Genomic DNA, 25,776 nt, shown 5'->3' with positions numbered 1-25,776 from the left:
GGGTGGCGTCAGGGCGGTCAACCCGGTGCGGGCAACACGACGCGCTGCGCCGGTCCCCCCGCGCGCATCAGCCAGGCCCGGTGGGCTCGGGGTTCGCAGTACGGCGGGAGATCCCGGTCGCCGGTGAGCAGCCGGTAGTCGGCGGCGCAGCCGGCGTCCACCACGAGGTCGTGGTCGGCGCGGAACGTGTGCAGCCAGCGCCACTGACGCTGCCAGTCGTCGGGGTCTCCCGTCACGACGACGCGGCCGGAGCGAGCCCACTCGCCCCGGACGAATTCCTCGAGGGCAACGATGCACACGCCGGCTCCCACCCAGGCGTCCGGCGGGCGCAGGACGGAACCGCGACGGATCATCCCGGTCAGCGGACCCTCGGGGATCCACGGAGCCGACTCCGGCGCGACCGGCACAGGGGCGTCCGGGACGACGGCGACCTGCACGGCACGACCGTCGAGCCAGCCGCGCCCCGGGGGCAGCGCGGGCGCGTACACGGCCGGGTCGCCTCCGGCGGCGATGTGCTCCGAGCGCGAAGAGGTCCCCAGCACGAGTCGACGCGGGAGGAGTTCGGCGATGCGCGCGGCCCCGCCGACGAGCCGCTGCGCGGCGGCCACGACACGGATGCCGCTCTCCCCCGCCCGGCGGGTCAGTCGCTCGATCCGCTCCAGGAGCTCTCGGCCGTACTCGGCAGGCAGGTCTCCGGTCAGGGTGTCGAGGTCGTCGATCACCACGAGGGTCCCGGGCGTCGCGCGGGACGCGGCCGCGACGGCATCCCAGACCTGCTCTCCCGACCCGGCCACGCGGACGACATCCGTCGAGCCGGCCAGGAGCGAGCGCAGCACGGTGGACTTCCCCGTTCCGCCCGCGCCGACGACCAGCAAGCCACGTTCCGATGCGGCGAGCCCCACCGTGCACTGGCTCTGCCGCTCCGGTTCGTCGGCCAGCCCGAACGGCAGGAAACCCGGTTCGGCCGGGCCTCCTGGGGGCCCGGGCAGTTCGGACAGCAGCACGGACACCGGAAGCTCCGGCAGCCAGGGGCGTCTCGGCGGCGGCTCCGCCGCAGCGGACTCGGCGATCGCGGCGGCGTCCGCCGGCGCGGACAGCGCGACGCGCACACGCCGCGCCGAGGGGTCGGCTGCCGTCCGCACGAGTGCGATGCCGCGCGAGCCCGGATCGCCGGGCAGCAGCGCCGCCCGCTCGGTGCCGATGACAGCCCTGCTGTCAGCAGGATCGGTCACCCTCAGACTGATCCGGAGCGGGCAGTTGGCGAGCAGGCTCTCCCTGATCACCCCCGACGGTCGCTGCGTGCCCAGGATGAGGTGCATCCCGAGCGCGCGGCCGCGCGCGGCGACGTCGGTGAAGACCGCATGCAGTTCGGGGTGCTCGCCCAGCAGCGCCGCGAACTCGTCCACGACGATCACGAGGCGGGGAATCCGGACCCGGGGGTCGCGGATGTCGCGCGCGCCGACCCGCGCGAGCTCCGCCTCGCGCCACCGCACCTCCGCACGAAGGCTCTCGATCGCGCGACGCGCCCCTGTCCCGTCGAGGTCCGTGATGACGCCGGTCACGTGCGGGACTCCCGCGAGAGCATCGAACGCGGTTCCGCCCTTGAAGTCCGCCAAGAGGAAGCTCACCTCGCCGGGCGGGTGGCGCGCGCTCAGCGCCAGCACCCAGGTGATGAGCAACTCCGACTTTCCCGAACCGGTCACCCCCGCCACGATCGCGTGCGGCCCGTCGTCCACGAGGTCGATCACGCAGGGCTCGTCCGCTTCGAGTCCCACCGGAGCGCACAGGCGCCCCGGCACGGACGGCGGGGCATCGAGCAGAAGACCGGCGAGGGCGATGACCGCGACCCGGCCCTCCTCGCGCCCCTCGTCTCCGGCCCGGCGCACGAGCCAGGTCGCCAGCCGTCGCGCCTGCGCTTCGCCGATCGCCTCCACGGCGACCGGCACGACCTCGCCGCCGACGTCCAGTACGGCATCGTCCGGCGTGCGCACCGTGAGCACGACATCCGCGACGGGCGGCGGATCCTCGGTTCGGGTCCGGATGATCATGACGTCGGCGTCGTGTGCAATCGCCTCCCCCGGCGCCGCGAGAGCGAGCCCGAGGCCCGCGGTCGTGCGTCGGTGCGGAAGCACCTCGGCCCACGCATTCTCGCCGCGGAGGGGGCCGACGACGCGGAGGGCTCCCGGTGGACTGATCAGGGCGAGCTGGAGCACGACGGCGCGGACGACCGCGCGGGCGAGCACAGGCGGGCCGACGACAGCGAGAGTCGACGGAAGGGGTACCGCGACCGGAGCCGACGCCAGCAGACTCGCGCGTCGCCGCAGGTCGGCGCTCGCGGGATCGTCACCGCCCCCCGTGACCCGAAGCGCGCTCGGACGCTCGCCTCTCCCGAGCACCAGGGCCTCGGCGCGACCGGGTACGACCCGCCAGACCTCGGCCGGCCGGTCGGCGAACCCTGCGAGATCCGGATGCCGAGCGCGGAGTCGTTCGCGCTCGTCGGCGTGACGCTCGTCGATGTCGTGACCGACCTGGGCGCGCGCGATGCTCGCCGCGCGCTCCGCGCGGCGCTTCTCACGTCGGCTGCTGCGCGCTCCGTCGAGCATGCTCGCGCCCGCGATGAGGGGCCCGAGCGCTGCCAGCCAGAGAGCGAGGATCGAGCCGGTCACAGCCCACAGCGCAACCGCACCGACCACCGGGACGACCGAGGCGAGGAGAGGGACAGGCGGCCGAGCGGGCTCGGTCCACGGCGGGGGCAACTCGAGCGGCTCCGGTGGCGGTGCAACGGTGCGGACCCGCAGAGCCTGCGGCGGGGAGAAGGACGCGCTCACGTCCCGAGCACATCACGTGTTGCCGCTCTGCAGGACGGCTCGGGAGGGATCGGGGAAGAAGTGCGACGGCGCTCAGGCTGGGGAGGAGTCGGCGATCGTCGCGGGAGCGTTCTCCGGATCGTCCGCCGTCACGCGCACCGTGACATCGAGCACGATGATCGTGATGTTGTCACGCCCCCCGTTCTCGAGCGCGGCATCCAGCATCGCCTCGACAGCGGCGGCAGGATCGTCGTTCTCCCTCAGGAAGTGCTGGATCCCGTAATCGGTGAGCTCTTTCGTGAGCCCGTCCGAGCAGATGACGAAGCGGTCGCCGTCCACCACGTCCAGCCGCACGTAGTCGGGTGCGACACTCTCGCTGGGACCGACGGCGCGCGTGATCACGTTGCCGTAGGGGTGGTTCTCCGCCTCTTCCGGGCTCAGTCGTCCCGCGGCGATCAGCTCCTGGACGACGGAGTGATCCGTCGTGATCTGCTCGATGTCCCCCTCGCGGACGAGGTAGACCCGCGAGTCGCCGATGTTGAGCGTCACCCACTGCGGAGGGCCGTCACTCAGGTCGAGGTAGACGCCGGTCAGGGTCGTCCCCGTGCCGTCGTCGGTCGTCTCCGGGTGCGAGGCGATGTCGCGCACCGCGCGCGTGAGCGCCTTCTCGATCGTCTTCGGGTTCACCGGACCGTCCGCGACGACACCACCGAGCCGATCGACCGTGCTGGCGCTGGCGATCTCCCCGCCGATGTGCCCGCCCATGCCGTCGGCGACGATGAACAGCGGATAGCTGGCGAGCAGGGCGTCCTGGTTGATCTCGCGTCGGCGCCCGGTGTGCGTCACACCCGCCCAGGTGAGCTCGATCGTCCCGTCCGGCGTCGGCACGGAATGGGAGTGGGTGGATTCCTCGGGCACGCCCCGTCCTCCCGTTAGCCGACATCAGCGGCGACGGAACCCGAGCGGTCCTGTCGACGTCTTCATATCCTACTGACATTGCCGACGGCGGCCCCGGTCACACGCGCGCGGCGGGGTCCTCCACGAGCGGGAAGAGTCCGTCGATGACCGCCAGGTCGGCGTCGGACGGCGTCCACGCCGCGGCGGCCTCGGCGTTGGCGCGCACCTGCTCAGGGCTCGTCGCACCGGCGATGACGCTCGAAAGCGCCGGCTGCGCGAGCAGCCAACCGAACGTCGCCTGCAGCATCGAGATGCCGCGCTCGTCGCAGAACCGCTGGTACTGCTCGAGCGCGTCCCAGGGGGCGTCCTGCCACACATGACGACGCTGCATCATGATGCGACTGCCCTCCGGTCCGCCGTCGCGCGTGAACTTGCCGGTGAGCAGCCCGTTGTGCAGCGGGAAGAACGGAAAGAACCCCAGCCCGAAGTGCCGCGCCGCCGGCAGCACATCACGCTCGGCCGCCCGTGCGAGCGGGCTGTAGTGGTTCTGCGCCGAGACGAAGCGACTGCCGCGATCCGTCGCGCGGTGATCGGCATCCGCGATCTGCCATCCGGAGAGGTTCGAGTGACCGAAGTACCGGATCTTGCCCTCGCGGACCAGATCCTCCAGAACCGACAGGGTTTCGGTGATCGGCGTCTGCGGGTCGGGGACGTGCAGCTGATACAGATCGATCCAGTCGGTGCGCAGACGTCGCAGCGACTCCTCCACCGCGACGCGCACATAGGACCGTGAGCCTTTCGCCGCGGAGATCCGGTATCCCATGTCGCGGCCGGGGTGACCGAACTTGGTGGCCAGGACGACCTGGTCGCGGCGTCCCTGCAGTGCCTCGCCCATGAGCGTCTCGCTGAGACCCGGCTCGCCGCCGTACATGTCGGCGGTGTCCAGGAACGTGACACCCGCCTCGATCGCGGCATCCAGCACCTCGATCGTCCCGTCGAGCGTCGCGGTGCGCGTCCCCGGCCGGCCGAAGTTGTTGCAGCCGAGCCCGGTCGCCGACACGAGAAGGCCGGAGCTTCCGACGCGGCGGACGGGGACGGCGGTATCGGTGGTGTTCACGCATCCACGCTAACCCGAGCGTCCGGTGCTCCGCCCATGCCGGACGCACTCGAGCCCCCACCCGGACGGGTGAGGGCTCGAGTGCGGAACGATTACGAAGCGGGCGTCGTCGGCGGCGCGGGCGGCGTCGTCGGCGGCTCGGGAGCTCCCGGCGGCGTGGCGGACGGCGGCGTCACGGGAGGCTGCGTGGCAGCCGGCGGCGTGGCGGCCGGCGGCGGCGCGTAGCCGGCGGGCGGCGGCGGGGGCTGGTAGCCCGCCGGCGGCGGGTAGGCGCCGGGCTGGGTCACCGGGTTGGTCGGGTATCCGCCCGCGGGCGTCTGATCGGGGATCCCCGCCCACGACGTGCGGTCGGAGAGGAAGCCGTTGCCCGCCCAAGGTGCGGCGGGGATCGCGGTGTTCCAGCGCGACTTGTCGAACGCGAGGATGCCGAGCCAGACGAGCTGGAGGAAGAAGTAGAGGATCAGCCAGACCGGCTCCTTCTGGAGCTTGAGCCCGACCCGCCAGGCGGCGAGCAGCGTCACGACGAAGGCCGCGACGCCGATGATCTGGCCGATGACCGGAATCCAGCCGAGGACGATGCTCGCGCCGATCGCGATCAGGATCAGCCAGGGGCTCAGATCCCCCAGCTTGCTGAAGACCATGTAGTTGTAGATCGGCACCCACGCGCGCCACTTGCCCTGGACGCCGGCCTTCTCGAAGATCTTCATGAGGAAGATCGAGCCGACGATGTAGAACGCGATCGCGAAGATGAAGAAGAGCAGGTAGACACCCGCGAGAACCGCGAGACCTGCCCCGTCCGAATAGTCGTTCATGGGTGTTCCCCCTGGTGTGTGAACCACGACGCAGGCTCACGTCGGCACGGCGCCTCGCCGTGCGTCTCACATGCTAGCGACGGCGCGTGCCCGCGGACAGGTGATTCCGCGATACTCGCAACACGTGTCGCCCGTCGCTACTCTTGCGGGACACACGTCCGAACGACAGAAGGACTCCATGAGCCAGAACACCCCCGGCGCCGTGCCGCCGCTGCCGTCGCAGCCCGCGGACGAAGCCGCCCGCGCGGCGGACGCCGGTGCCCCGGCATCCGCACCCGCTTACGATCCTGCCCGCGATCCGGATGACACGGGCGTTCCGACGTCCCTGCACGGTGAGATCGACGACGTGGGCCGCGGCTTCCTCCGCGCGCTCTTCGACTTGTCGTTCCGGACCTTCATCACCCGTCGCCTGGCGAGCGTCTTCTACCTCGTGGGTCTTATCGCGATCGCGATCGGGTTCATCGTGTACTTCGTCTCGGGACTGGTCAGCGGCGTGAACGCACTGTTCTTCAACGTCGGTGCGGGCATCTCGCTCATCATCGCGACGCTGATCATCGTGCCGATCGCGGCGTTCCTGTCGATCGTGATCCTGAGGTTCCTGATCGAGGCCGTCGTCGCGCTGATCGCGATCGCGGAGAACACCGAGCGCACCGCGGAGAACACGCGCGGGCGCTGAGCGGCTACGCGAAAAGCAGCATCTCGCCGGGCGCGCCTTCGCTCATGCGCAGGCCGCGCCCGGCGGCCCACTGTGCCAGCCCGCGACCGGTCGACAGACGGGGCCGATCTTCGCCGAGGGCGCGCACGAGAGCACCCTTCGCGTGCTTGTTGAAGTGGTTCAGCGCCCGCACCGCTCCCCCGCCGGCATCACTGACGACCCGCACGTACACGGAGGCGCACCCGGCGGGGACGGGGCCGAGTGCGACGTACGCCTCGGAGCGCAGGTCCAGCACGAAGCGCGGCGCAGCGTGCGCGAGAGCCTCCGTGACCGCGTCCGCCCACACGCGCCTGAGCGTCGGAGCACCCGGCAGCGACACGCTCGCCCCCATCCGGTAGGCGGGGATGCGATCGAGCGCGCCCACCGGACCCAGCGGGGCGGTGTGGATGAGCACGTGTGCGCCGAGCCAGCGTCGCTCCGCCGGGGCGAGGGATGCAGCATCCACGGCGTCGTAGAGGACACCCGTGTACCGGTCGATCGCAGCCATCGTCCCGGCGGAGCGCACGCGAGCGTTGACCTCGATCTCGCCGAGCTGGCGCGGGCTGAGACCCAGCACACGCGCAGCGGTCGAAGGGTTCTCCGAGAGCCCGGCGAGGGCATCCAGGATCCGCTCACGCTGCAGACGCAAGGAAGGAAGGGCGAGCGCGTCGAGGTCCAGAGACGAGCGACCCCCTCCGGACCGCTTGGTCTCGGAGGGGGGCAGCAGGATCAGCAAGTCAGCTGATGAGTGCGGCGTTGCCCGCGACGATGGTGACGATGTCACCCTCGACAGACAGGAAGCCGTCCTGCGCGTTCGCGATGATCTTGCTGCCGTCCTCGAGCGTGATACGCACCTCGCCGGCCGCGAGCACACCGAGAACGGGCTCGTGACCGGTCATGATGCCGATCTCGCCGATCGTGGTCTTCGCGACGACGAGGCTCGCCTCGCCCGACCAGACCTCGTGGTCGGCCGCGACGAGGTTCACCGTGAGCGCCATGATCAGCCGTTCTCCTTCTGGATGCGTGCCCAGTTCGCCTCGACGTCGGAGATGCCGCCGACGTTGAAGAAGGCCTGCTCCGCCACGTGGTCGAAGTCGCCCTTCACGATCGCGTCGAACGACTCGATCGTCTCGGCGATCGGGACCGTGGATCCCTCGACGCCGGTGAACTTCTTCGCCATGTAGGTGTTCTGCGACAGGAACTGCTGGATGCGGCGTGCGCGCGACACGACGACCTTGTCCTCTTCGGAGAGCTCATCGACACCGAGGATCGCGATGATCTCCTGCAGTTCCTTGTTCTTCTGGAGGATCTGCTTCACGGCAGTGGCCACCCGGTAGTGGTCGGCGCCGATGTAGCGGGGGTCCAGGATGCGGCTCGTCGAGGTCAGCGGGTCGACGGCGGGGTACAGACCCTTCGAGGCGATCTCGCGGCTGAGCTCGGTCGTCGCGTCCAGGTGGGCGAACGTCGTGGCCGGAGCCGGGTCGGTGTAGTCGTCGGCGGGGACGTAGATCGCCTGCAGCGAGGTGATCGAGTGACCGCGGGTCGAGGTGATGCGCTCCTGGAGCACACCCATCTCGTCGGCGAGGTTCGGCTGGTATCCCACCGCGGAGGGCATGCGGCCCAGCAGCGTGGAGACCTCGGAGCCGGCCTGCGTGAAGCGGAAGATGTTGTCGATGAACAGCAGCACGTCCTGCTTCTGCACGTCGCGGAAGTACTCCGCCATCGTCAGAGCCGACAGTGCCACGCGAAGACGCGTCCCCGGCGGCTCGTCCATCTGGCCGAACACGAGCGCGGTCTTGTCGAAGACGCCCGCCTCCTCCATCTCGTGGATGAGGTCGTTGCCCTCACGAGTGCGCTCGCCGACACCGGCGAACACGGAGACACCACCGTGATCCTGCGCAACACGCTGGATCATCTCCTGGATGAGGACGGTCTTGCCGACGCCGGCACCGCCGAACAGGCCGATCTTCCCGCCGAGCACGTACGGCGTGAGGAGGTCGATGACCTTGATTCCGGTCTCGAACATCTGCGTCTTGGACTCGAGCTGATCGAAGCTCGGCGCCTGACGGTGGATGCCCCAGCGCTCGGTGACCTCGACGGTCTCGCCGGGAGCGGCGTTGAGGACCTCGCCGGTCACGTTGAAGACCTTGCCCTTGGTGACGTCGCCGACGGGGACCGTGATGGGGCCGCCGGTGTCGCGCACCTCCTGGCCGCGGACGACGCCGTCGGTCGGCTTGAGGGCGATCGCGCGCACGAGGTCGTCACCGAGGTGCTGCGCGACCTCGAGGGTGATCTCGGTGGACTCGTCCCCGATCGTGATGGTCGTCTTGAGCGCGTTGTAGATCTCGGGGAGCGAGTCGTGCGGGAACTCGATGTCGACGACCGGACCGGTGACGCGCGCGACGCGCCCGACGACCGAGGTCTCTTCGGCGGTAGCGGTGAGGGTCATTGTCTTCTTCTCTTTCGCAGGTGGTTTCTAGTTCGTCGAGGACAGGGCGTCGGCGCCGCCGACGATCTCGGCGATCTGCTGGGTGATCTCGGCCTGACGCGCGTTGTTGCGCAGGCGGGTGTAGTCGGTGATGAGCTTGTCGGCGTTGTCGCTGGCGGACTTCATCGCCTTCTGCGTAGCCGCGTGCTTCGCCGCGGACGACTGCAGCAGCGCGTTGAAGATGCGGCTCTGGATGTAGACCGGCAGGAGGGCGTCGAGAACCGTCGCGGCGTCGGGCTCGAACTCGTACAGCGGGAACGCGTGCGTCTCGGCCTGCGCTTCGGTCGCCTCGACGACCTCGAGCGGAAGCAGGCGCACCGTCTCCGGCGTCTGGGTCATCATGCTGACGAAGCGGTTGTACACCAGGTGGATCTCGTCCACGCCGCCGTTGTCGCCCCCACGAGCGAAGGCCTCCAGCAGCGTCTCCGAGATCTGCTCCGCGAAGCGGAACTCGGGGGTATCGGTGTCACCGGTCCACTCGGCGGCGCTGGCGATGCGACGGAACTGGAAGAACGCGACGGCCTTGCGCCCGACGAGGTAGTACGTGACTTCCTTGCCCTGCGACTCCAGCAGCGCCGCCAGCTCCAGCCCCTCTCGCATGATCTGCGAGTTGAACGCTCCGGCGAGACCGCGGTCCGACGCGAAGATGACGACCGCCGACCGCGACACCTCGCGGGACGAGGTCAGCGGGTGATCGATGTTCGAGTGCGTCGCCACCGCCGACACGGCACGGGTCACCGCACGCGCGAAGGGAGCGGACGCGCGGACGCGTCCCATCGCCTTCTGGATGCGCGAAGCGGCGATCAGCTCCATCGCCTTGGTGATCTTCTTGGTCGTCTGAGCAGTGCTGATCTTCTGCTTGTAGACCCGTAGTTGTGCGCCCATGGTCTCGTATCCGTCGCCGCGTTACTTGCGGCGACCCTTGACGATCTGCTCCTGGTTGACGTCCTCGGCATCGGCGGCGGCGTACTCTTCGTGACCGGGGTCATCGAGGTGACGGCCTTCACCGGCCCGGAAGTCCTTCACGAACGCGTCCACCACGTTGCCGAGCTCGGTGACCGTGTCGTCGTCCAGGACGTTCGTCTCGCGCAGGCGATCCAGGATCGTCGTGTTGCGGCGGACGTGGTCGAGCAGATCGCGCTCGAACCGCAGGACATCCTCGACCTCGATCGTGTCGAGCTTGCCGTTGGTTCCGGCCCAGATCGAGACGACCTGCTCCTCGACCGGGTACGGCGAGTACTGCGGCTGCTTGAGGAGCTCGGTCAGGCGCGCACCACGGGCGAGCTGACGACGGGATGCCGCATCCAGGTCGGACGCGAACATCGCGAACGCCTCGAGCGAGCGGTACTGCGCCAGCTCGAGCTTCAAGGTTCCGGAGACCTTCTTGATCGACTTCACCTGAGCGTCACCACCGACGCGGGAGACCGAGATGCCCACGTCGACCGCGGGACGCTGGTTGGCGTTGAAGAGGTCGGACTGCAGGAAGATCTGGCCGTCCGTGATCGAGATCACGTTCGTCGGGATGTACGCGGAGACGTCGTTGGCCTTCGTCTCGATGATCGGGAGACCCGTCATCGAGCCGGCGCCCAGCTCGTCGGACAGCTTCGCGCAGCGCTCCAGCAGACGGGAGTGCAGGTAGAAGACGTCGCCGGGGTACGCCTCGCGGCCCGGCGGGCGGCGCAGCAGCAGCGAAACGGCACGGTAGGCCTCGGCCTGCTTGGTGAGGTCGTCGAAGATGATGAGGACGTGCTTGCCCTCGTACATCCAGTGCTGACCGATCGCGGATCCCGTGTAGGGGGCGAGGTACTTGAAGCCGGCCGGGTCGGATGCCGGGGCCGCGACGATCGTGGTGTACTCCATCGCGCCGGCGTCCTCGAGCGCGCCCTTCACGGAGGCGATCGTGGAGCCCTTCTGGCCGATCGCGACGTAGATGCAGCGCACCTGCTTGTCGACGTCGCCGGATTCCCAGTTGCTCTTCTGGTTGATGATCGTGTCGATCGCGATCGCGGTCTTGCCGGTCTGGCGGTCGCCGATGATGAGCTGACGCTGCCCGCGACCGACCGGGATCATGGCGTCGATCGCCTTGATGCCCGTCTGCATGGGCTCGTGCACGCTCTTGCGCTGCATGACGCCCGGCGCCTGGAGCTCGAGAGCACGACGCCCCACCGTCGCGACCGGTCCGAGACCGTCGATCGGGTTGCCGAGCGGGTCGACGACGCGACCCAGGTAGCCGTCACCCACGGCGACGGAGAGGACCTCACCCGTGCGGCGGACTTCCTGTCCGGCCTCGATGCCGGAGAACTCGCCGAGGACGACGACACCGACTTCGTGCTCGTCCAGGTTCAGCGCGAGGCCCGACGTGCCGTCGGCGAAGGTCACGAGCTCGTTGGCCATGACACCGGGCAGGCCCTCGAGGTGCGCGATGCCGTCGGCCGCATCGACGACGGTGCCGACCTCGGTCGCCGCGGCGCCGGTGGGCTCGTACGCGGCGGCGAAATCCTTCAGCGCGTCACGGATGACATCGGGGCTGATCGTTAGTTCTGCCATTGTGTTCCTTCGTTTCGAGGGGCCACGGCCCCAGAAGCTTCCGCCGGAGCGGGAAATCTCGAGTTATCCGGCGAGGCGCTGGCGCAGGTCGGTGAGCCGCGCTGCGACGCTCGCGTCGATGACGTCGTCCGCGATCTGCACACGCAGTCCGCCGACGATGGTGGGGTCGATGATCGGGTTGAGAGCGACCTTCTTGCCGTAGCGCTGCGTGAGCACCGCGCTCAGACGCTCAGCCTGAGCCGGCTGGAGCTCGGTCGCGGTCACGACGGTGGCGACGATGCTGTCGCGCTGATCGGCGACGAGGTCCATCGCCTCCGTGAGCATCTGGCGCACGCGCCGCTCGCGCGGCTGCTGCACGAGCGAGGAGACGATCAGGACCGTCGCGTCGCTCACGCGTCCGCGCAGAAGCGTCTCCACGAGCGCGCCCTTCGCGGAGTCGTCGCCCAGCTTGCTGCCGAGCGCGAGTTCGACCTCGGGGTTGTCGGCGATGAGTCGCGTGGTGCGGAACAGCTCACCGTCCACGTCGACGTCGGGCGACGCGATCGCGGCCGCACGGACCGCGAGCTCTTCGATTCCGTCGACGAGCTGACGCGCGCTGGACCAGCGCTGCGCGGCGGCGGCACTGAGCAGCGCGACGGTCGTCGCGCTGAATGCGGCGCCGAAGACGTCGGTCACCACACGCTGACGAGCGGCCGGAGCCGCAGCGTGATCCGCGAGCGCACCGCTCAGCTGCGGCGACTCGCCCACGATGCGCGACGCGGCGAACAGCTCGCGCGACGTGTCGAGGTCGACCGACGCCGCGGCGTTGAGAGCCGACGTCGTCGCCGCGAGGGCCTGAGTGGTTGCGCTTCCCACTAGCTCCTCGCCTTCTCGGAGGCTTCGAGCTCGGCGAGGAAGCGGTCCACGACCGCCTGTGCCTTCGCATCTTCGGAGAGGGTCTCCCCGATGACGCCGCCGGCCAGGTCGAGAGCGAGGCTGCCGACGTCGGACCGCAGGGAGGCCAGGGCCGCCAGGCGTTCCATCTCGATCTGCGCGTGCGCGTTCGAGGTGATGCGCGCCGCCTCGGCCGTGGCCTGCTCGCGCATCTCCGCCACGATGGCCGAACCGTCGGCGCGGGCCTTCTCGCGGATCTCCCCCGCCTCGGCGCGCGCGTCGGCGAGCTGGGCGGTGTACTTCTCGAGTGCGGCCTGAGCCTCGGCCTGAGCGGCCTCGGCGGAGTTGATGCTGCCCTCGATCGCCTCGGCGCGCGCGTCGAGCAGCTTGTTCAGGTTCGGAAGGATCTTCCAAACGAACAGCGCGAGGATGATGAGGAACGCCAGCGTGCCCCAGACCAGGTCCGGAAGCGTGGGGAGAAGCGGATTGATCTCCCCCGCGTGGCCTTCTTCGGCGAATGCGACGAGCATTCGGACTCCTTCGGTCAGCAGCGGGTGGTTACGGCGCGGGGAACGGGATGAAGGCGACCGCGATCGCGATGAACGCGAGGGCCTCGGTCAGTGCGATACCGAGGAACATCAGGCCGCTGAGGCGACCCTGAAGCTCGGGCTGACGTGCGACCGATTCGATGGTCTTGCCGACGATGATGCCGACGCCGATACCGGAGCCGATGGCGGCGAGTCCGAAGGCGAGGGGTGCGAGCTGTCCGACGACGTTCACAGGGATTCCTTTCGAAGGGGTTGGTGGGTCTTGCAGCCGGGGACGGGTCAGTGTCCGTCGGCGAGCGACATCTGGATGTAGATGGCGGTGAGGATCGTGAAGACGTACGCCTGCAGGACGGCGACGAAGAGCTCGAGCACCGTGAAGGCGATGCCGAACGCGAACGTGCCGATGCCGAGCAGGCCGATGAGGTTGCCGCCCGCGAGCACCGTGAAGAAGAAGAAGTTCGTCGCGGTGAAGCAGAGCACGAGCAGCATGTGCCCGGCGACCATGTTCATCAGGAGTCGGAGGGCGAGCGTGATCGGACGCAGGATGAACGTCGAGAGGAACTCGAGCGGGATCAGCAGGATGTGCAGCGGCCACGGGACACCCGGGATGATGAGGGCGTTCTTCAGGTATCCGAAGCCGTGACGACGGAAACCGGCGTAGACGAACATCACGTACGCGACGACCGCGAGGATGAGCGGCAAGCCGATCACGGCCGTCGAGGCGATCTGCAGGCCCGGGAAGATACCGGTGAGGTTCATCCCGATGATCAGGAAGAAGAACGTCATCAGGATGGGCAGGAACCGCTTGCCTTCTTTTTCACCGAGCGTGTCGAAGACGATCGAGTTGCGGACGAAGCCCAGCATGTACTCGAGCGCGGCCTGACCGCGGGTCGGCACGAGCTTCATGTTGCGGGTGCCGATCCAGAGCCACAGCACGAGGGCGGCGACCACGAGCAGGCGGATCAGCATGACCCGGTTGAGCTCGAACGGCGTCCCGACGAACAGGAGGCCTTCCGGGACGAATTCGCCGATCGAGGGGCCGACGAAGCCACCATCTGATTCGTCGGCCATGACGAGCGACAGTGCGGGGAGGAGCGTTGCGGTAATCAGGAGATTCTCCGGCGTCGGGCGTCCGAGACGTTGGCGATCAGGGGGAGCTTATGAGTTCAGCCTAGCAAAACTCTCAGGGCCCAGAGGACACATCCTGGGCCTCGGCCGCCGGGCGGCGGCCGGTTCAGCGGGCGTCCGGCGCAGTGTCCTCGGGGGCACTCGCGGGCAGCTCGACGTCACCCACATACGGCGTGCGCGCCCGCTGGAACGCGATGACGTCGAAGACGAGGGAGCCGACGACGGCGATGATGACGGTGACGAAGAACACCGTGGGATCCAGCCACGTCTGTGAGCGGAGCCAGATGGCCAGGACGACGAAAAGGACGAGCTTGAGCACCCACGAGCCGAGCACGATGCCGAAGAACAGGGGGGATCCCGGGTCGTTGCGCGTCGAGTTGATCGCGAGCTGGATGCTGAGCGAGGTGAGGGCGAGGAAGACGAGCCACATCGCGGCGCCGAGGAGGCCGCTGACCATGCCCTCGACACCCGCGACGAGGTATCCGATGACCGCTCCCCCGACGGCGAGGATGCCGATCGCGATCGCCGGCCACTTGAGGCTGGACAGGACGGTGAAACTGCGGGGCGAACTCATCGGGCGGACTCCAGGGTCTGGGTGTCGCCGTGCGGCACGACGACGGGCGGTCTGCGCCGCCGCGAGGGCAGCAGGGTGACGGTGAGGCAGGCGGCGGCGCCCACGAGGCCGAACAGGACGCCGAGCGCGTACTGACCCGGCCAGTTCTCGCGGGTGCCGATGTACATCAGCAGCACGGCGATGCTGATGACGGCCGTCCATGCATAGAAGATCAGGACGGCATCGCGATCCGAGTGGCCCATGTCCAGCATCCGGTGATGCAGGTGCTTGCGATCGGGAGAGAACGGCGATTTGCCCGCGCTCATGCGCCGGATGACGGCGAGACCGAAATCCAGCAGCGGCAGGAGCACGACAACGACCGGCAGGAGGATCGGGATGAACGCGCCGAGCAGCTGCGAGCGTCCGAAACCCTCCGGATCCAGCGTCGCCGGATTCAGCTGACCCGTGATCGCGATCGCCGACGTCGCCATCAGCAGCCCGAGCATCAGCGCTCCGGAATCCCCCATGAACAGCTTCGCGGGGCTCCAGTTCAGCGGCAGGAACCCGATGCACGCGCCGATGAGCACGGCGGCGATGAAGGAGGCGAGGTTGAAGTACGTGCTCGCGCCGGTGTCGCGCACGAGGATGTAGGTGTAGGCGAAGAACACGCCGTTCGCGATGAGGCAGACTCCCGCGACGAGACCGTCCAGCCCGTCGATGAAATTGACGGCGTTCATGACGACGACGATCGCGAACACCGTCAGGGTGAAGCTCACCCAGCTGGAGGCGACGATGATGCCGCCGATCGGCAGCGTGAAGATCTGCAGCTGGCCGAACCACGCGATGATGCCGGCGGCGAGGAACTGCGCGCCGAGCTTGATCATCCAGTCGAGGTCCCAGAGGTCATCCGCCACGCCGACCACGACGATGAGCAGTGTCGCACCGAGGATCGCGTAGACCGGGGCGGGGTCCTGCCAGAAGATCGCGAAGTACGGATGCTGCGATGAGACCGCGAAGGCCGCCACCACCCCGAGGAACATCGCGACACCGCCCAGGCGCGGGGTGGGTGTCTTGTGCACGTCCCGCTCGCGGATGCCGGGGTACAGCTTGTACTTGAGGCTCAATCGCCAGACCGCCCACGAGAGCGAAAGCGTGATCGCGGCGGTGAAGAGGATCGTGAAGAGGTATTGCTTCACGATTGCTCGCCGGGGCTGTCCCCCGGCGTCGGATCCGGCTCGAGCAGGTCGCCGAGGACGCCGCGCAAGTCGGTGCGCGCCACCGCGCCCTCGCGGAGGACCCGGACCAGCGGCGCGGACCCGCTGCCCACCAGACTCGTGGCGTCCACGATCGTCGAGGCGATCCCGGTGAGCGACGGTCCGCCGTCGAGGTAGACCGCGACGCTGTCGCCGAGCATCCGCTGGGCGTCCGCCGCCGTGATCGCAGCCGCCTGGCCGGTCAGATTGGCACTGGACACGGCGAGGGGCCCGGTCTCCTCCAAGAGCTCCAAGGCGAGGTTGTTCGCCGGCATACGCACCGCGACGGTGCCGAAGGTGTCGCCGAGGTCCCAGGACAGCGACGGCTGCGCGGGCAGCACGATCGTCAGGCCGCCGGGCCAGAACGCCTCGACGAGTCGCTCGACAGGCTCGGGGACCTCCGCGACCAGGGCCCGCAGGGTCGCAACCCCGGCGACCAGGACGGGAGGCGGCGACTGACGACCGCGCCCCTTGGCCTCGAGCAGGCCCTGTACCGCTCGCGCGCTGAAGGCGTCGGCGGCGACGCCGTAGACCGTGTCGGTGGGAAGGACGACGAGTTCGCCGCGGCCGATGGCCTGACGCGCCTGGCGCATTCCGGCTAGCAGCTGGGCCTCGTCGTGGCAGTCGAAGACGGGAGACATGACGCGGTCAGTCTAACCGGCGACACCGGGACGCCTGGGCAGTCAGGGGCGCACGGCCGTCGTCGCGCGGTCCCGCATCGTCAGGTCGGGGTGAGTGGATGCCGCGCGCCAGCCGTCCGCGGTGAGGAGGTCGCGGACGGCGGCCCCCTGCCATTCTCCGTGCTCGATGACGATCGTCCCCCCGGGGTGGGCCAGGCGCAGTCCCGTGCGGCTGAGGACGCGGACGACGTCCAGGCCGTCCGGGCCGCCGTACAGCGCCTCGGGGGGATCGAAGAACCTGACCTCCGGATCACGCGGGATCGCCTCGTCGGGGACATAAGGCGGGTTGGAGGCGACGACGGAGACGCGACCGTCGAGTTCGGGGAAGGCGCGCTCGAGGTCGATGAAGGCGAGCCGAGCGTTCTGCGCGGCGACATGGGCGAAGTTCTCGGTGGTCCACACGAAAGCATCGACGGAGTTCTCCGCCGCGAAGACCTGGGCGTGCGGGACCTCGGTGGCCATCGAGAGCGCGATCGCCCCGCTGCCCGTGCCGAGGTCCACCGCGATCGGCGACGGGGACGCCGCCGCCGACAGCGCATCGATCGCGAGCTGGGCGACCATCTCGGTCTCGGGTCGCGGCACGAAGACCCCCGGCCCCACCCGCAGTTCGAGATGACGGAACGGAGCGCTGCCGGTGAGGTGCTGCAGGGGAACGCGCGTCGCCCGCCGCGCGACCAGGTCCTCCAGGCCCGCGGCCTCCTCGGCCGTCAGGGCGTCTCCGCGCACGGCAGCTGCCTGAATCGCGCCCCGCCCGGTGCCCCGCACGTGCGCGGCGAGGAGTTCGGCATCCACCTGCGCATCGTTCACGCCCGCGGCGCCCAGGCGCGCGGCGGCGCGCCGGAGGGCATCACCGAGCGGCACGGAATCGGGGGGGATCGCAGACATGGCGACCCCAGCCTACGGCTCACCGGCGCGGGCACCCGCGGTCGTCACACAAGGTCCGGGGCGTGCACGCTCCTTTAGGCTTGACCCGCACCCGCTGACCCCTCGAAAGGCTCCGACATGCCCGGTATCCACTCCGACATCACCTCCGCCTTCGGCGACACTCCGCTCGTCCGCCTCAACCGCGTCGCAGAGGGTCTGGGCGGCAACATCCTCGCCAAGCTCGAGTTCTACAACCCGGCCTCGAGCGTGAAGGACCGCCTCGGCATCGCGATCGTCGATGCCGCCGAGGCCTCCGGCCTGCTTCAGCCCGGCGGCACGATCGTGGAGGCCACGAGCGGCAACACCGGCATCGCCCTCGCGATGGTGGGCGCCGCGCGCGGTTACCGCGTCGTCCTGGCGATGCCGTCCTCGATGTCGGTCGAGCGTCGTCTGCTGCTGAAGGCGTACGGCGCCGAGCTCGTGCTGACCGATCCCGCCGGAGGCATGAAGGGCGCCGTCGCGAAGGCCGAGGAGCTCGTCGCCGAGATCCCCGGCGCCGTCCTCGCCCGCCAGTTCGAGAACGAGGCGAACCCCGCGATCCATCGCAAGACCACCGCGGAGGAGATCATCCGGGACACCGACGGCGCGGTCGACTACTTCGTCGCCGGCATCGGGACGGGCGGCACGATCACGGGTGTCGGTCAGGTGCTCAAGGAACGCGTACCCGGCGCGAAGGTGATCGCCGTGGAGCCCGCCGACTCTCCGCTGCTGACGAAGGGAACGCCCGGACCCCACAAGATCCAGGGCATCGGCCCCAACTTCGTCCCGGCGATCCTCGATCAGAGCGTCATCGACGAAGTCGTCGACGTCGAGTTCTCCGACGCGATCGACACCGCCCGCGCCGTCGGGACGAAGGACGGCATCCTCGTCGGCATCTCCTCCGGCGCGGCGATCTGGGCAGCGCTGCAGATCGCCGCGCGCCCCGAGGCCGAGGGCAAGAACATCGTCGTGATCGTGCCGTCGTTCGGGGAGCGCTACCTCTCCACGGCGCTGTACGAACACCTCCGCGAGGACTGAGCGCTTCCGCGAGAAAGGCACCCCGTGCCCGGCATCCATTCGGACATCACGTCCGCGTTCGGCGACACCCCGCTCGTCCGGCTCAACGCGCTCACCGCGGGCCTCGCGGCCGAGGTCCTGGTCAAGCTCGAGTTCTACAACCCCGGTGCGAGCGTGAAGTGCCGTCTCGGCATCGCGCTGATCGACGCGGCGGAGGCCTCAGGGCAGCTGCAGCCCGGCGGCACGATCGTGGAGTCCACGAGCGGCAACACCGGCATCGCCCTCGCGCTGACCGGCGCCGCGCGCGGCTACCGCGTGATCCTCACGATGCCCGCGTCGATGTCGAAGGAACGCCGAACCCTGCTCAAGGCTTACGGCGCCGAGCTCGTCCTCACGAACCCCCACCTGGGGATGACCGAGGCCGTCGCGACCGCGGAGCGCATCGCGGCCGAGACGCCTGGGGCGATCCTCGCCCACCAGTTCGACAGTCCCGCGAACGCCGAGATCCACCGCCGCACGACTGCGGAGGAGATCTGGCGCGACACCGACGGACGGGTGGATTACTTCGTCGCCGGCTCGGGCACGGGCGGGACGATCACCGGCGTCGGCAGCGTGCTCAAGCAGCGCAATCCCGATGTGCGCGTCGCCCTGGTCGAGCCGAAAGACTCCCCCGTGCTCACGGAGGGCCGCGCCGGCGGTCACCGGATCCAGGGCATCGGGCCGAACTTCGTCCCCGCGGTCCTGGATCGCTCGGTCGTGGACGAGATCTTCGACGTCGAGTTCGACGATGCGATCCGGGTGGCCCGCGAGCTCGCGACGCGCGAAGGCATCCTCGCCGGGATGTCGGCCGGTGCCGCCGTGTGGGCGGGCCTGCAGATCGCCGCGCGGCCCGAAGCCGCAGGCAAGCGCATCGTCGTGATCGTGCCGGATGCCGGTGAGCGCTACCTGTCGACGGCGCTGTACGAGCACCTCCGCGAGGACGAGGCGGTCACGGCATGAGCGCGTGGGCGCGCGTGCGCGAGGACCTCGCCGCCGCGAAGCTGCGGGACCCCGCCGCACGGGGAAGCCTCGAGATCGCGCTGCTGTATCCCGGTCTCCACGCCGTCTGGGCGTACCGGCTGTGGCACGCCCTCTGGGTCCGCCGCCTGCGCTTCGTGGCGCGGCTGGGTTCGCAGCTCACCCGCTGGCTCACCGGCATCGAGATCCACCCCGGTGCCACGATCGGCCGGCGCTTCTTCATCGACCACGGCATGGGCGTCGTGATCGGCGAGACCGCCGAGATCGGCGACGACGTCATGCTCTACCACGGGGTCACCCTCGGCGGCCGTCAGCGCGAGGGCGGCAAGCGGCACCCCACGATCGGCGACGGCGTGGCCGTCGGGGCGGGCGCGAAAGTGCTCGGACCCATCACGATCGGGGCGGGCTCGGTGATCGGCGCGAACGCCGTGGTGACGCGCGATGCACCCGCGGACAGCATCCTGGTCGGTGTTCCCGCGAAGCCGCGCGTCAAGCGCGAGGGCCTGGACACCCGGGCGATCCTGACGGTGCCCGAGTACAGCATCTGAGCCGGATCAGTCCGCCCGGCGCTGCGCGACCTGCTTCTTCAGGAACACGAGCGGCAGCAGCCACGTCGCGAGCGCCGTGATGATCCAGACGATCACGGGCGCCAAGACCCACGCGAGCGGGTCGGAGATGCCGATCCCGGCGTTCGGGATCAGCACGACGACGAGGATCGCGACGAACGTCGAGATGATGCCGATGCCGCCGAGCAGCGCCGGGGCATGGCGGCGCGTGATCTTGAACACCCACGGGGCGAGCACGCTCTGGATCACGGCGAAGATCAGCACGGCCAGGACGAATCCCCACCAGTCCGACCAGTCGATGTGGAAGCCGGGCAGAATCAGATCGGCGACGATCAGGCCGAGGGCCGCCGAGAACACGAAGATCGCGGCGCGGATGAGGAACGTGATCACCCTCGGAGCCTATCGGCCCGGCATCCGCCCCACCTCGCCGCACGCGCCCGCGCGGGCACCGCGTCGAGATGAGCGGGAGCGGATGCCGGATCAGGAATCGGCGCCGAGGGAAGCGAGGCGCTCCTCCTCGTCGGCCGCGATGCACGAGTCGATGATCGGCTGCAGCGCGCCGTCCATCACCTGATCGAGGTTGTACGCCTTGTAGCCGGTGCGGTGATCGGCGATGCGGTTCTCGGGGAAGTTGTACGTCCGGATGCGTTCGGAGCGGTCCATGCCGCGGATCTGCGACTTGCGGGCATCCGATGCCGCGGCGTCGATCTCCTCCTGCTGCTTCGCGAGGATACGGGCGCGGAGCACACGCATTCCCGCCTCCCGGTTCTGCAGCTGCGATTTCTCGTTCTGCATCGACACCACGATGCCGGTCGGCAGGTGCGTGATGCGCACGGCCGAGTCGGTCGTGTTCACCGACTGGCCGCCCGGACCGGACGAGCGGAACACGTCGATCTTCAGGTCGTTCGGGTTGATCTCGACCTCGTCCGGCTCATCCACCTCGGGGAAGACCAGGACGCCGGTCGTGGAGGTGTGGATGCGCCCCTGGGACTCCGTCGCCGGGACGCGCTGCACGCGGTGCACGCCGCCTTCGTACTTCAGCGACGCCCACACGCCCTGCGCCGGATCGGTCGATGACCCCTTGATCGCGACCTGGACGTCCTTGTATCCGCCGAGGTCGGATTCGTTGCGCTCGAGCAGCTCGGTCTTCCATCCGCGCGATGCGGCGTACTGCAGGTACATGCGCAGCAGATCGGCCGCGAAGAGGGCGCTCTCGGCGCCGCCTTCACCGCCCTTGATCTCCATGATCACGTCGCGCGCGTCGTCGGGATCCCGCGGGATCAGCAGGCGCCGCAGCTTCTCCTGCGTCTCGGCGAGCCGCGCCTCCAGCGCGGGGACCTCCTCAGCGAACGCCGCATCCTCACGGGCGAGTTCGCGTGCGGCATCCAGATCATCGGATGCCGCCATCCATGTGTCGTAGGCGGCCACGATGCGCGACAGCTCGGCGTAGCGCCGGTTGACGCGCTTCGCGCGCGCCGCATCGGCGTGCACGGCCGGATCGGAGAGCTCCTCCTGAACGGCCTTGTGCTCCTCGATGAGGGTCTTCACCGATTCGAACATGAATGCTCCGAACGGCTAGATCAGCGGATGCTGTTCTCGTGCCCGTGGCTGTGGCCGCCGCCGGTCGGCGTCGGGATCGACTTCTGCATCTGCACCAGGAACTCGACGTTGGACTGGGTTTCCTTGAGCTTGCCGAGGACGACCTCGAGAGCCTGCTGCGGGTCCAGGCCCGCGAGCGCACGACGCAGCTTCCAGGTGATCTTGACCTCGTCGGGCGAGAGCAGCATCTCTTCGCGGCGCGTGGAGGACGCGTTGACGTCGACCGCCGGGAAGATGCGCTTGTCGGCCAGCTGGCGCGAGAGGCGCAGTTCGCTGTTGCCGGTGCCCTTGAACTCCTCGAAGATCACGTCGTCCATCTTCGACCCGGTCTCCACGAGGGCCGTGGCGAGGATCGTGAGCGATCCGCCGTTCTCGATGTTGCGCGCAGCGCCGAAGAAGCGCTTCGGCGGGTACAGCGCCGAGGCGTCCACACCGCCGGACAGCACGCGTCCGGACGTCGGCGCCGAGATGTTGTAGGCCCGGCCCAGGCGCGTGATCGAGTCGAGGAGGACGACCACATCGCGACCGAGCTCGACGAGGCGCTTCGCGCGCTCGATCGCGAGCTCTGCGACGGTCGTGTGGTCTTCGGCCGGGCGGTCGAAGGTCGAGGCGATGACCTCGCCCTTGACCGTTCGCTGCATGTCCGTCACCTCTTCGGGACGCTCGTCGACCAGGACGACCATGAGGTGGACCTCGGGATTGTTCGTCGCGATCGCGTTCGCGATCTGCTGCAGCACGATCGTCTTGCCGGCCTTGGGCGGCGCGACGATCAGGCCGCGCTGTCCCTTGCCGATCGGGGCGACCAGGTCGATGATGCGCTGCGTGAGCTTCTCGGGCGCGGTCTCCAGGCGCAGGCGCTCCTGCGGGTACAGCGGCGTGAGCTTGCCGAACTCGACACGCTCCGCGGCGTCGTCCACGGAGAGACCGTTGACGGAATCGACCTTGACGAGCGCGTTGTACTTCTGACGGCCCGACTGCTCGCCCTCGCGCGGCTGCTTGATCGCGCCGACGACCGCGTCTCCCTTGCGGAGGTTGTACTTCTTGACCTGTCCGAGCGAGACGTAGACGTCGCTCGTGCCCGGCAGGTAGCCGGTGGTGCGGACGAACGCGTAGTTGTCGAGCACGTCGAGGATGCCGGCGATCGGGATGAGGACGTCGTCCTCGCCGATCTCGGTGTCGAACTCGTCACCGGCGCCCTGTCCGCGGCGCTTGTTGCGCTGGCGGCCCCGGCCGTTCTGCCCTGCGTCGTCGTCGGCGTCCGCCGCCGGGGCGGGTGCCTGCGCGTTCTGCGCGTTCTGGCCGCCCTGGTTCTGGCCGTTCTGCCGATCCTGCGCGTTGCGGTTGCGGTTGCGGTTGCGGCTGCGGCTGCGACCGCGAGACGGGGTCTCCTCGCCGTTCTCGCCACTGTCGCTGTTCTCCCGGTTCTCGCCGTCGGCGGCGGGCGCATCGGCGGCGGCGTCGGAATCCTTCGTCGCAGAGGCGTCGGATGCCGCAGCCTCGGCATTCGCGGTGTCACCGGCGTCGGTCGAATCCGCGGCGTCGGCGGTGTTCGAGGTGTCGGTGGCCGCCTCCGCGGAGGAGGCGTCGGATGCCGGTTCCTCGGTCGTGGCGGCTGCGTCCGGCGCGGGCTGGGCGGCGACGTCGGCGCTCTTGGCGCGGCGCGGGGCGCGCTTGCGCGGCGCCTTGACCGGCGCGGGCTCGACCGGCGCCTCATCGGCGGCGGGCGTGGCGTCCACCGGCGAGTCGGCCGGAGCATCGGCGGGCGCGGACTCCTCAGCTGCGGCGGGCTCCTCGGCCGGGGCGGCCTCCGCAGCCTGAGCGTCCGCGGGCGCGGAGTCGTCAGCGGTGGCGGGCTCCTCAGCCGGAGCGGGCGCGGCAGGCTCCTCGGCCGGAGCGGACGCGTCGGCGACGGCATCCGCCGCGGGTGCGTCGTCCTCGGTCACGGCCGGGGTCTGCGCGGCCGCGTCCTCGGTGGTGGTGTCGGCGCCTTCGGGCGCGTCGGTGCGCTCCTGCTCGGGGGCGTCGTTGTTCTGGATCTCGGAGATGGACTCCACGAGTTCTCCCTCGTAAACGTGTGGATGATTGTGACTGCGCGAAACGTCCGCCACAACGGCCGTGCACCCGCGCCGCACTTCAGCAGACTGGATGAATGGTGAAGGCAGGGGGTCGTGCAGGGGTTCGCAGATTGCGAATGGAGGCCAGATTCACGTAGCTACGTGGAACCCTCCGTTATGTCCCTCACTGTACCACCCTTGAAGTCGACGGCCAGTAATTGGGCGTCCCATGACGAGCCCGTGGCGGCGGCCGCAGCGGCTGCCGCCTCCAGCCGCTGTCCGGGTCCGTCGGCGAGCACGAGCACGCTCGGTCCCGCGCCGGAGACGACGGCGGCGAAGCCTGCGGCGCGCAGCATCCGCACGAGCCGGTCGGTCTCGGGCATGGCCTGCGCACGGTAGTTCTGGTGCAGCTTGTCCTCGGTGGCCGCGAGCATGAGCTCGGGACTCTGCGTCAGCGCGGCGATGAGCAGTGCGGAGCGCGACACGTTGAACACGGCGTCCTCGCGGGGCACCTGCAGCGGCTGGAGACTGCGCGCCACACTCGTGGACATCGTGTGCTCGGGGACGAACACCAACGGGGAGACCCCGCGGTGCACCAGGAGCTTCTTGTGCTGCGGGCCGGACTCGTCCACCCAGGCGATCGTGAGCCCGCCGAAAAGGGCCGGTGCGACGTTGTCCGGGTGCCCCTCGAGCTCGGTCGCCATGCGCAGCAGCGCATCCGGACCGAGTTCGACATCCCCCGCGAGAAGGCCCTTGGCCGCGAGCAGCCCGGAGACGACAGCGGCCCCCGAGGAGCCGAGCCCCCGCCCGTGCGGGATGACGTTGCGTGCCTGCAGCCGCAGGCCCGGCATCCGCCGCCCGACCGCATCGAACGCGTACGCGATCGTCCGCACCACGAGATGCGACGCATCGCGCGGCACGTCGTCGGCGCCCTGCCCCTCGACGAGCACCTCGAGCTCACCCTCGGGGAGCGTGGTCACGATCAGTTCGTCGTAGATGCTCAGCGCGAGTCCCAAGGTGTCGAAACCCGGACCGAGATTCGCGCTGGTCGCCGGAACCCGCACCGCGACGGTGCGCCCCTCGACAGGCACTTCCGCCTGACGCGAGGCGGATGCGGTCACGCGTTCGTCCCCGTCGGGACGGGCTCGCTCGGACGCAGGCCCAGGACGGAGGCGACATCGGAGGTGGTCGCGTCGACGACGGTGGGCTCGACCTGCGTGCCGTCCGCGTTGCGGAGGGCCCACTGCGGGTCCTTCAGGCCGTGGCCCGTGACCGTCAGCACCACGCGCGCGCCCTGCGGCACGACACCGGCCTCGACCCGGTCGAGCAGACCCGCGACGCTGATCGCCGATGCCGGCTCGACGAAGATCCCCACCTCGCCGGAGAGGAGCTTCTGGGCGGCGAGGATCCGCTCGTCGTCGATCGCGCCGAAGTACCCGTCGGTCGCGTCGCGCGCCTGCAGCGCGAGGTCCCACGAAGCGGGGTTGCCGATCCGGATCGCGCTAGCGACCGTCTCGGGGTTGCGGACGATCTCGCCGCGGACGAGCGGCGCGCTGCCCTCGGCCTGGAACCCGAACATGCGCGGAACGCGGGTGGAGACGCCGGCCTCCGCCTCTTCGCGGTAGCCGCGCGTGTACGCGGTGTAGTTGCCGGCATTGCCCACCGGGATGAAGTGGAAGTCGGGGGCGTCGCCGAGCTGCTCGACGACCTCGTAGGCGGCGGTCTTCTGACCGTCGATGCGGTCGGGGTTGACCGAGTTCACCAGGTGGACGGGGTAGTGATCGGCCAGCTCGCGCGCGATCTCGAGGCAGTCGTCGAAGTTCCCGCGGATCTGGATGAGCTGGCCGTTGTGCGCGACGGCCTGGCTGAGCTTGCCCATCGCGATCTTGCCCTCCGGCACCAGGACGGCCGCGGTGATGCCCGCGTGGGCGGCGTACGCGGCGGCGGATGCCGACGTGTTGCCGGTCGAGGCGCAGATGACGGCCTTCGCGCCGTGCTCGATCGCGCGCGAGACGGCGACGGTCATGCCGCGGTCCTTGAATGATCCGGTCGGGTTCATGCCCTCGAACTTGACCCAGACGTCCGTCCCGGTGCGGTGGGACAGCGCGGGTGCGGGCAGCAGCGGCGTGCCGCCCTCGCCGAGCGTGATGACGGTGGAGGCGTCGGTCACACCGAGCCGGTCGGCGTATTCGCGCAGGACTCCGCGCCAGACATGGGCCATGG

The 25,776-nt window shown here is 69.6% G+C and carries 26 protein-coding genes; 4 read left to right on the top strand and 22 right to left on the bottom strand.

What is annotated here, in order from left to right; all coding sequences use genetic code 11:
* Window positions 1-17: 17 nt before the first annotated feature.
* The 4 genes from ABD197_RS06330 to ABD197_RS06315 all read right to left on the bottom strand — a co-directional run bounded on the left by ABD197_RS06330 (window position 18) and on the right by ABD197_RS06315 (window position 5,633).
* Window positions 18-2,828, bottom strand: a complete 2,811-nt coding sequence (locus ABD197_RS06330; RefSeq protein ID WP_344052722.1) for an FtsK/SpoIIIE domain-containing protein — start codon at window positions 2,826-2,828, stop codon at window positions 18-20.
* Window positions 2,829-2,900: 72 nt separating this feature from the next.
* Window positions 2,901-3,725 (bottom strand): PP2C family protein-serine/threonine phosphatase, encoded by an 825-nt coding sequence (locus ABD197_RS06325; RefSeq protein WP_344052720.1) that lies wholly within the window; start codon window positions 3,723-3,725, stop codon window positions 2,901-2,903.
* Between the two features lie 97 nt (window positions 3,726-3,822).
* Complete coding sequence (locus ABD197_RS06320; RefSeq protein WP_344052718.1) at window positions 3,823-4,821, bottom strand: aldo/keto reductase; 999 nt, start codon at window positions 4,819-4,821, stop codon at window positions 3,823-3,825.
* Window positions 4,822-4,913: 92 nt separating this feature from the next.
* Complete coding sequence (locus ABD197_RS06315) at window positions 4,914-5,633, bottom strand: large exoprotein (RefSeq protein WP_344052716.1); 720 nt, start codon at window positions 5,631-5,633, stop codon at window positions 4,914-4,916.
* A gap of 178 nt (window positions 5,634-5,811) precedes the next feature.
* Between ABD197_RS06315 and ABD197_RS06310 the strand changes: the two genes are divergently transcribed.
* A complete protein-coding gene (locus ABD197_RS06310) occupies window positions 5,812-6,309 on the top strand; it encodes a DUF4282 domain-containing protein (protein ID WP_344052713.1) in 498 nt (165 codons plus the stop codon).
* Between the two features lie 4 nt (window positions 6,310-6,313).
* Here ABD197_RS06310 and ABD197_RS06305 read toward each other — a convergent pair whose 3' ends face one another.
* From ABD197_RS06305 to prmC, 13 genes are all read right to left on the bottom strand, one after another.
* On the bottom strand, window positions 6,314-7,063 hold the full coding sequence (locus ABD197_RS06305) for a YaaA family protein (protein ID WP_344052711.1): 750 nt from the start codon (window positions 7,061-7,063) through the stop codon (window positions 6,314-6,316).
* A 1-nt stretch (window position 7,064) separates the two neighbouring features.
* Window positions 7,065-7,325, bottom strand: coding sequence for a F0F1 ATP synthase subunit epsilon (locus tag ABD197_RS06300; RefSeq protein ID WP_344052708.1), 261 nt, complete (start codon window positions 7,323-7,325; stop codon window positions 7,065-7,067).
* Between the two features lie 2 nt (window positions 7,326-7,327).
* Window positions 7,328-8,776, bottom strand: coding sequence for a F0F1 ATP synthase subunit beta (gene atpD, locus ABD197_RS06295; protein ID WP_344052706.1), 1,449 nt, complete (start codon window positions 8,774-8,776; stop codon window positions 7,328-7,330).
* A 27-nt stretch (window positions 8,777-8,803) separates the two neighbouring features.
* The gene (locus ABD197_RS06290; RefSeq protein WP_344052704.1) at window positions 8,804-9,700 is read right to left on the bottom strand and encodes a F0F1 ATP synthase subunit gamma; all 897 of its coding nucleotides are present in this window, start codon (window positions 9,698-9,700) and stop codon (window positions 8,804-8,806) included.
* A 21-nt stretch (window positions 9,701-9,721) separates the two neighbouring features.
* The gene (gene atpA / locus ABD197_RS06285) at window positions 9,722-11,362 is read right to left on the bottom strand and encodes a F0F1 ATP synthase subunit alpha (RefSeq protein ID WP_344052702.1); all 1,641 of its coding nucleotides are present in this window, start codon (window positions 11,360-11,362) and stop codon (window positions 9,722-9,724) included.
* 63 nt (window positions 11,363-11,425) lie between these two features.
* Complete coding sequence (locus ABD197_RS06280; RefSeq protein WP_344052700.1) at window positions 11,426-12,217, bottom strand: F0F1 ATP synthase subunit delta; 792 nt, start codon at window positions 12,215-12,217, stop codon at window positions 11,426-11,428.
* Entirely contained in the window at window positions 12,217-12,765 is a 549-nt protein-coding gene (locus ABD197_RS06275) for a F0F1 ATP synthase subunit B (protein WP_344052698.1), read from the bottom strand. Before ABD197_RS06275 ends, ABD197_RS06280 begins: the two co-directional genes overlap by 1 nt.
* Window positions 12,766-12,793: 28 nt before the next feature.
* Window positions 12,794-13,015, bottom strand: coding sequence for a F0F1 ATP synthase subunit C (gene atpE / locus ABD197_RS06270; RefSeq protein WP_175525226.1), 222 nt, complete (start codon window positions 13,013-13,015; stop codon window positions 12,794-12,796).
* Window positions 13,016-13,062: 47 nt separating this feature from the next.
* On the bottom strand, window positions 13,063-13,854 hold the full coding sequence (gene atpB, locus ABD197_RS06265) for a F0F1 ATP synthase subunit A (RefSeq protein ID WP_344052696.1): 792 nt from the start codon (window positions 13,852-13,854) through the stop codon (window positions 13,063-13,065).
* A 163-nt stretch (window positions 13,855-14,017) separates the two neighbouring features.
* Window positions 14,018-14,485, bottom strand: a complete 468-nt coding sequence (locus tag ABD197_RS06260; protein ID WP_344052694.1) for a Cg1360 family ATP-synthase-associated protein — start codon at window positions 14,483-14,485, stop codon at window positions 14,018-14,020.
* Window positions 14,482-15,660 carry an MraY family glycosyltransferase gene (locus ABD197_RS06255; RefSeq protein ID WP_344052692.1) on the bottom strand — a complete coding sequence of 393 codons (1,179 nt, stop codon included), beginning with the start codon at window positions 15,658-15,660 and terminating at the stop codon, window positions 14,482-14,484. Before ABD197_RS06255 ends, ABD197_RS06260 begins: the two co-directional genes overlap by 4 nt.
* Window positions 15,657-16,358 carry an L-threonylcarbamoyladenylate synthase gene (locus ABD197_RS06250; protein WP_344052690.1) on the bottom strand — a complete coding sequence of 234 codons (702 nt, stop codon included), beginning with the start codon at window positions 16,356-16,358 and terminating at the stop codon, window positions 15,657-15,659. Before ABD197_RS06250 ends, ABD197_RS06255 begins: the two co-directional genes overlap by 4 nt.
* Window positions 16,359-16,400: 42 nt before the next feature.
* A complete protein-coding gene (gene prmC, locus ABD197_RS06245; RefSeq protein WP_344052688.1) occupies window positions 16,401-17,282 on the bottom strand; it encodes a peptide chain release factor N(5)-glutamine methyltransferase in 882 nt (293 codons plus the stop codon).
* Between the two features lie 117 nt (window positions 17,283-17,399).
* Between prmC and cysK (ABD197_RS06240) the strand changes: the two genes are divergently transcribed.
* The 3 genes from cysK (ABD197_RS06240) to epsC are packed head-to-tail and all read left to right on the top strand — an operon-like array spanning window position 17,400 to window position 19,882.
* The gene (gene cysK, locus ABD197_RS06240; RefSeq protein ID WP_344052687.1) at window positions 17,400-18,338 is read left to right on the top strand and encodes a cysteine synthase A; all 939 of its coding nucleotides are present in this window, start codon (window positions 17,400-17,402) and stop codon (window positions 18,336-18,338) included.
* Between the two features lie 24 nt (window positions 18,339-18,362).
* Entirely contained in the window at window positions 18,363-19,316 is a 954-nt protein-coding gene (gene cysK / locus ABD197_RS06235) for a cysteine synthase A (RefSeq protein ID WP_344052685.1), read from the top strand.
* Window positions 19,313-19,882, top strand: a complete 570-nt coding sequence (gene epsC, locus ABD197_RS06230) for a serine O-acetyltransferase EpsC (RefSeq protein ID WP_344052683.1) — start codon at window positions 19,313-19,315, stop codon at window positions 19,880-19,882. The genes cysK (ABD197_RS06235) and epsC overlap by 4 nt, the downstream gene beginning before the upstream one ends.
* Window positions 19,883-19,888: 6 nt before the next feature.
* Here the strand turns inward: epsC and ABD197_RS06225 are convergent, their stop codons facing one another.
* From ABD197_RS06225 to thrC, 5 genes are all read right to left on the bottom strand, one after another.
* Complete coding sequence (locus tag ABD197_RS06225; RefSeq protein WP_344052681.1) at window positions 19,889-20,290, bottom strand: hypothetical protein; 402 nt, start codon at window positions 20,288-20,290, stop codon at window positions 19,889-19,891.
* Window positions 20,291-20,380: 90 nt separating this feature from the next.
* Window positions 20,381-21,460, bottom strand: a complete 1,080-nt coding sequence (prfA, locus tag ABD197_RS06220; RefSeq protein WP_344052679.1) for a peptide chain release factor 1 — start codon at window positions 21,458-21,460, stop codon at window positions 20,381-20,383.
* Window positions 21,461-21,480: 20 nt separating this feature from the next.
* Window positions 21,481-23,553 carry a transcription termination factor Rho gene (gene rho, locus ABD197_RS06215; RefSeq protein ID WP_344052677.1) on the bottom strand — a complete coding sequence of 691 codons (2,073 nt, stop codon included), beginning with the start codon at window positions 23,551-23,553 and terminating at the stop codon, window positions 21,481-21,483.
* 158 nt (window positions 23,554-23,711) lie between these two features.
* Complete coding sequence (gene thrB, locus ABD197_RS06210; protein WP_425561002.1) at window positions 23,712-24,674, bottom strand: homoserine kinase; 963 nt, start codon at window positions 24,672-24,674, stop codon at window positions 23,712-23,714.
* The gene (thrC, locus tag ABD197_RS06205; RefSeq protein ID WP_344052675.1) at window positions 24,671-25,774 is read right to left on the bottom strand and encodes a threonine synthase; all 1,104 of its coding nucleotides are present in this window, start codon (window positions 25,772-25,774) and stop codon (window positions 24,671-24,673) included. Before thrC ends, thrB begins: the two co-directional genes overlap by 4 nt.
* Between the last annotated feature and the right edge of the window lie 2 nt (window positions 25,775-25,776).

Origin of the sequence: Microbacterium lacus (assembly GCF_039531105.1) — a bacterium.
GTDB classification, from domain to species: Bacteria; Actinomycetota; Actinomycetes; order Actinomycetales; family Microbacteriaceae; genus Microbacterium; species Microbacterium lacus.
The sequence above is the reverse complement of the archived record's forward strand: the minus strand, read 5'-3'. Positions and strand labels throughout refer to the sequence as shown.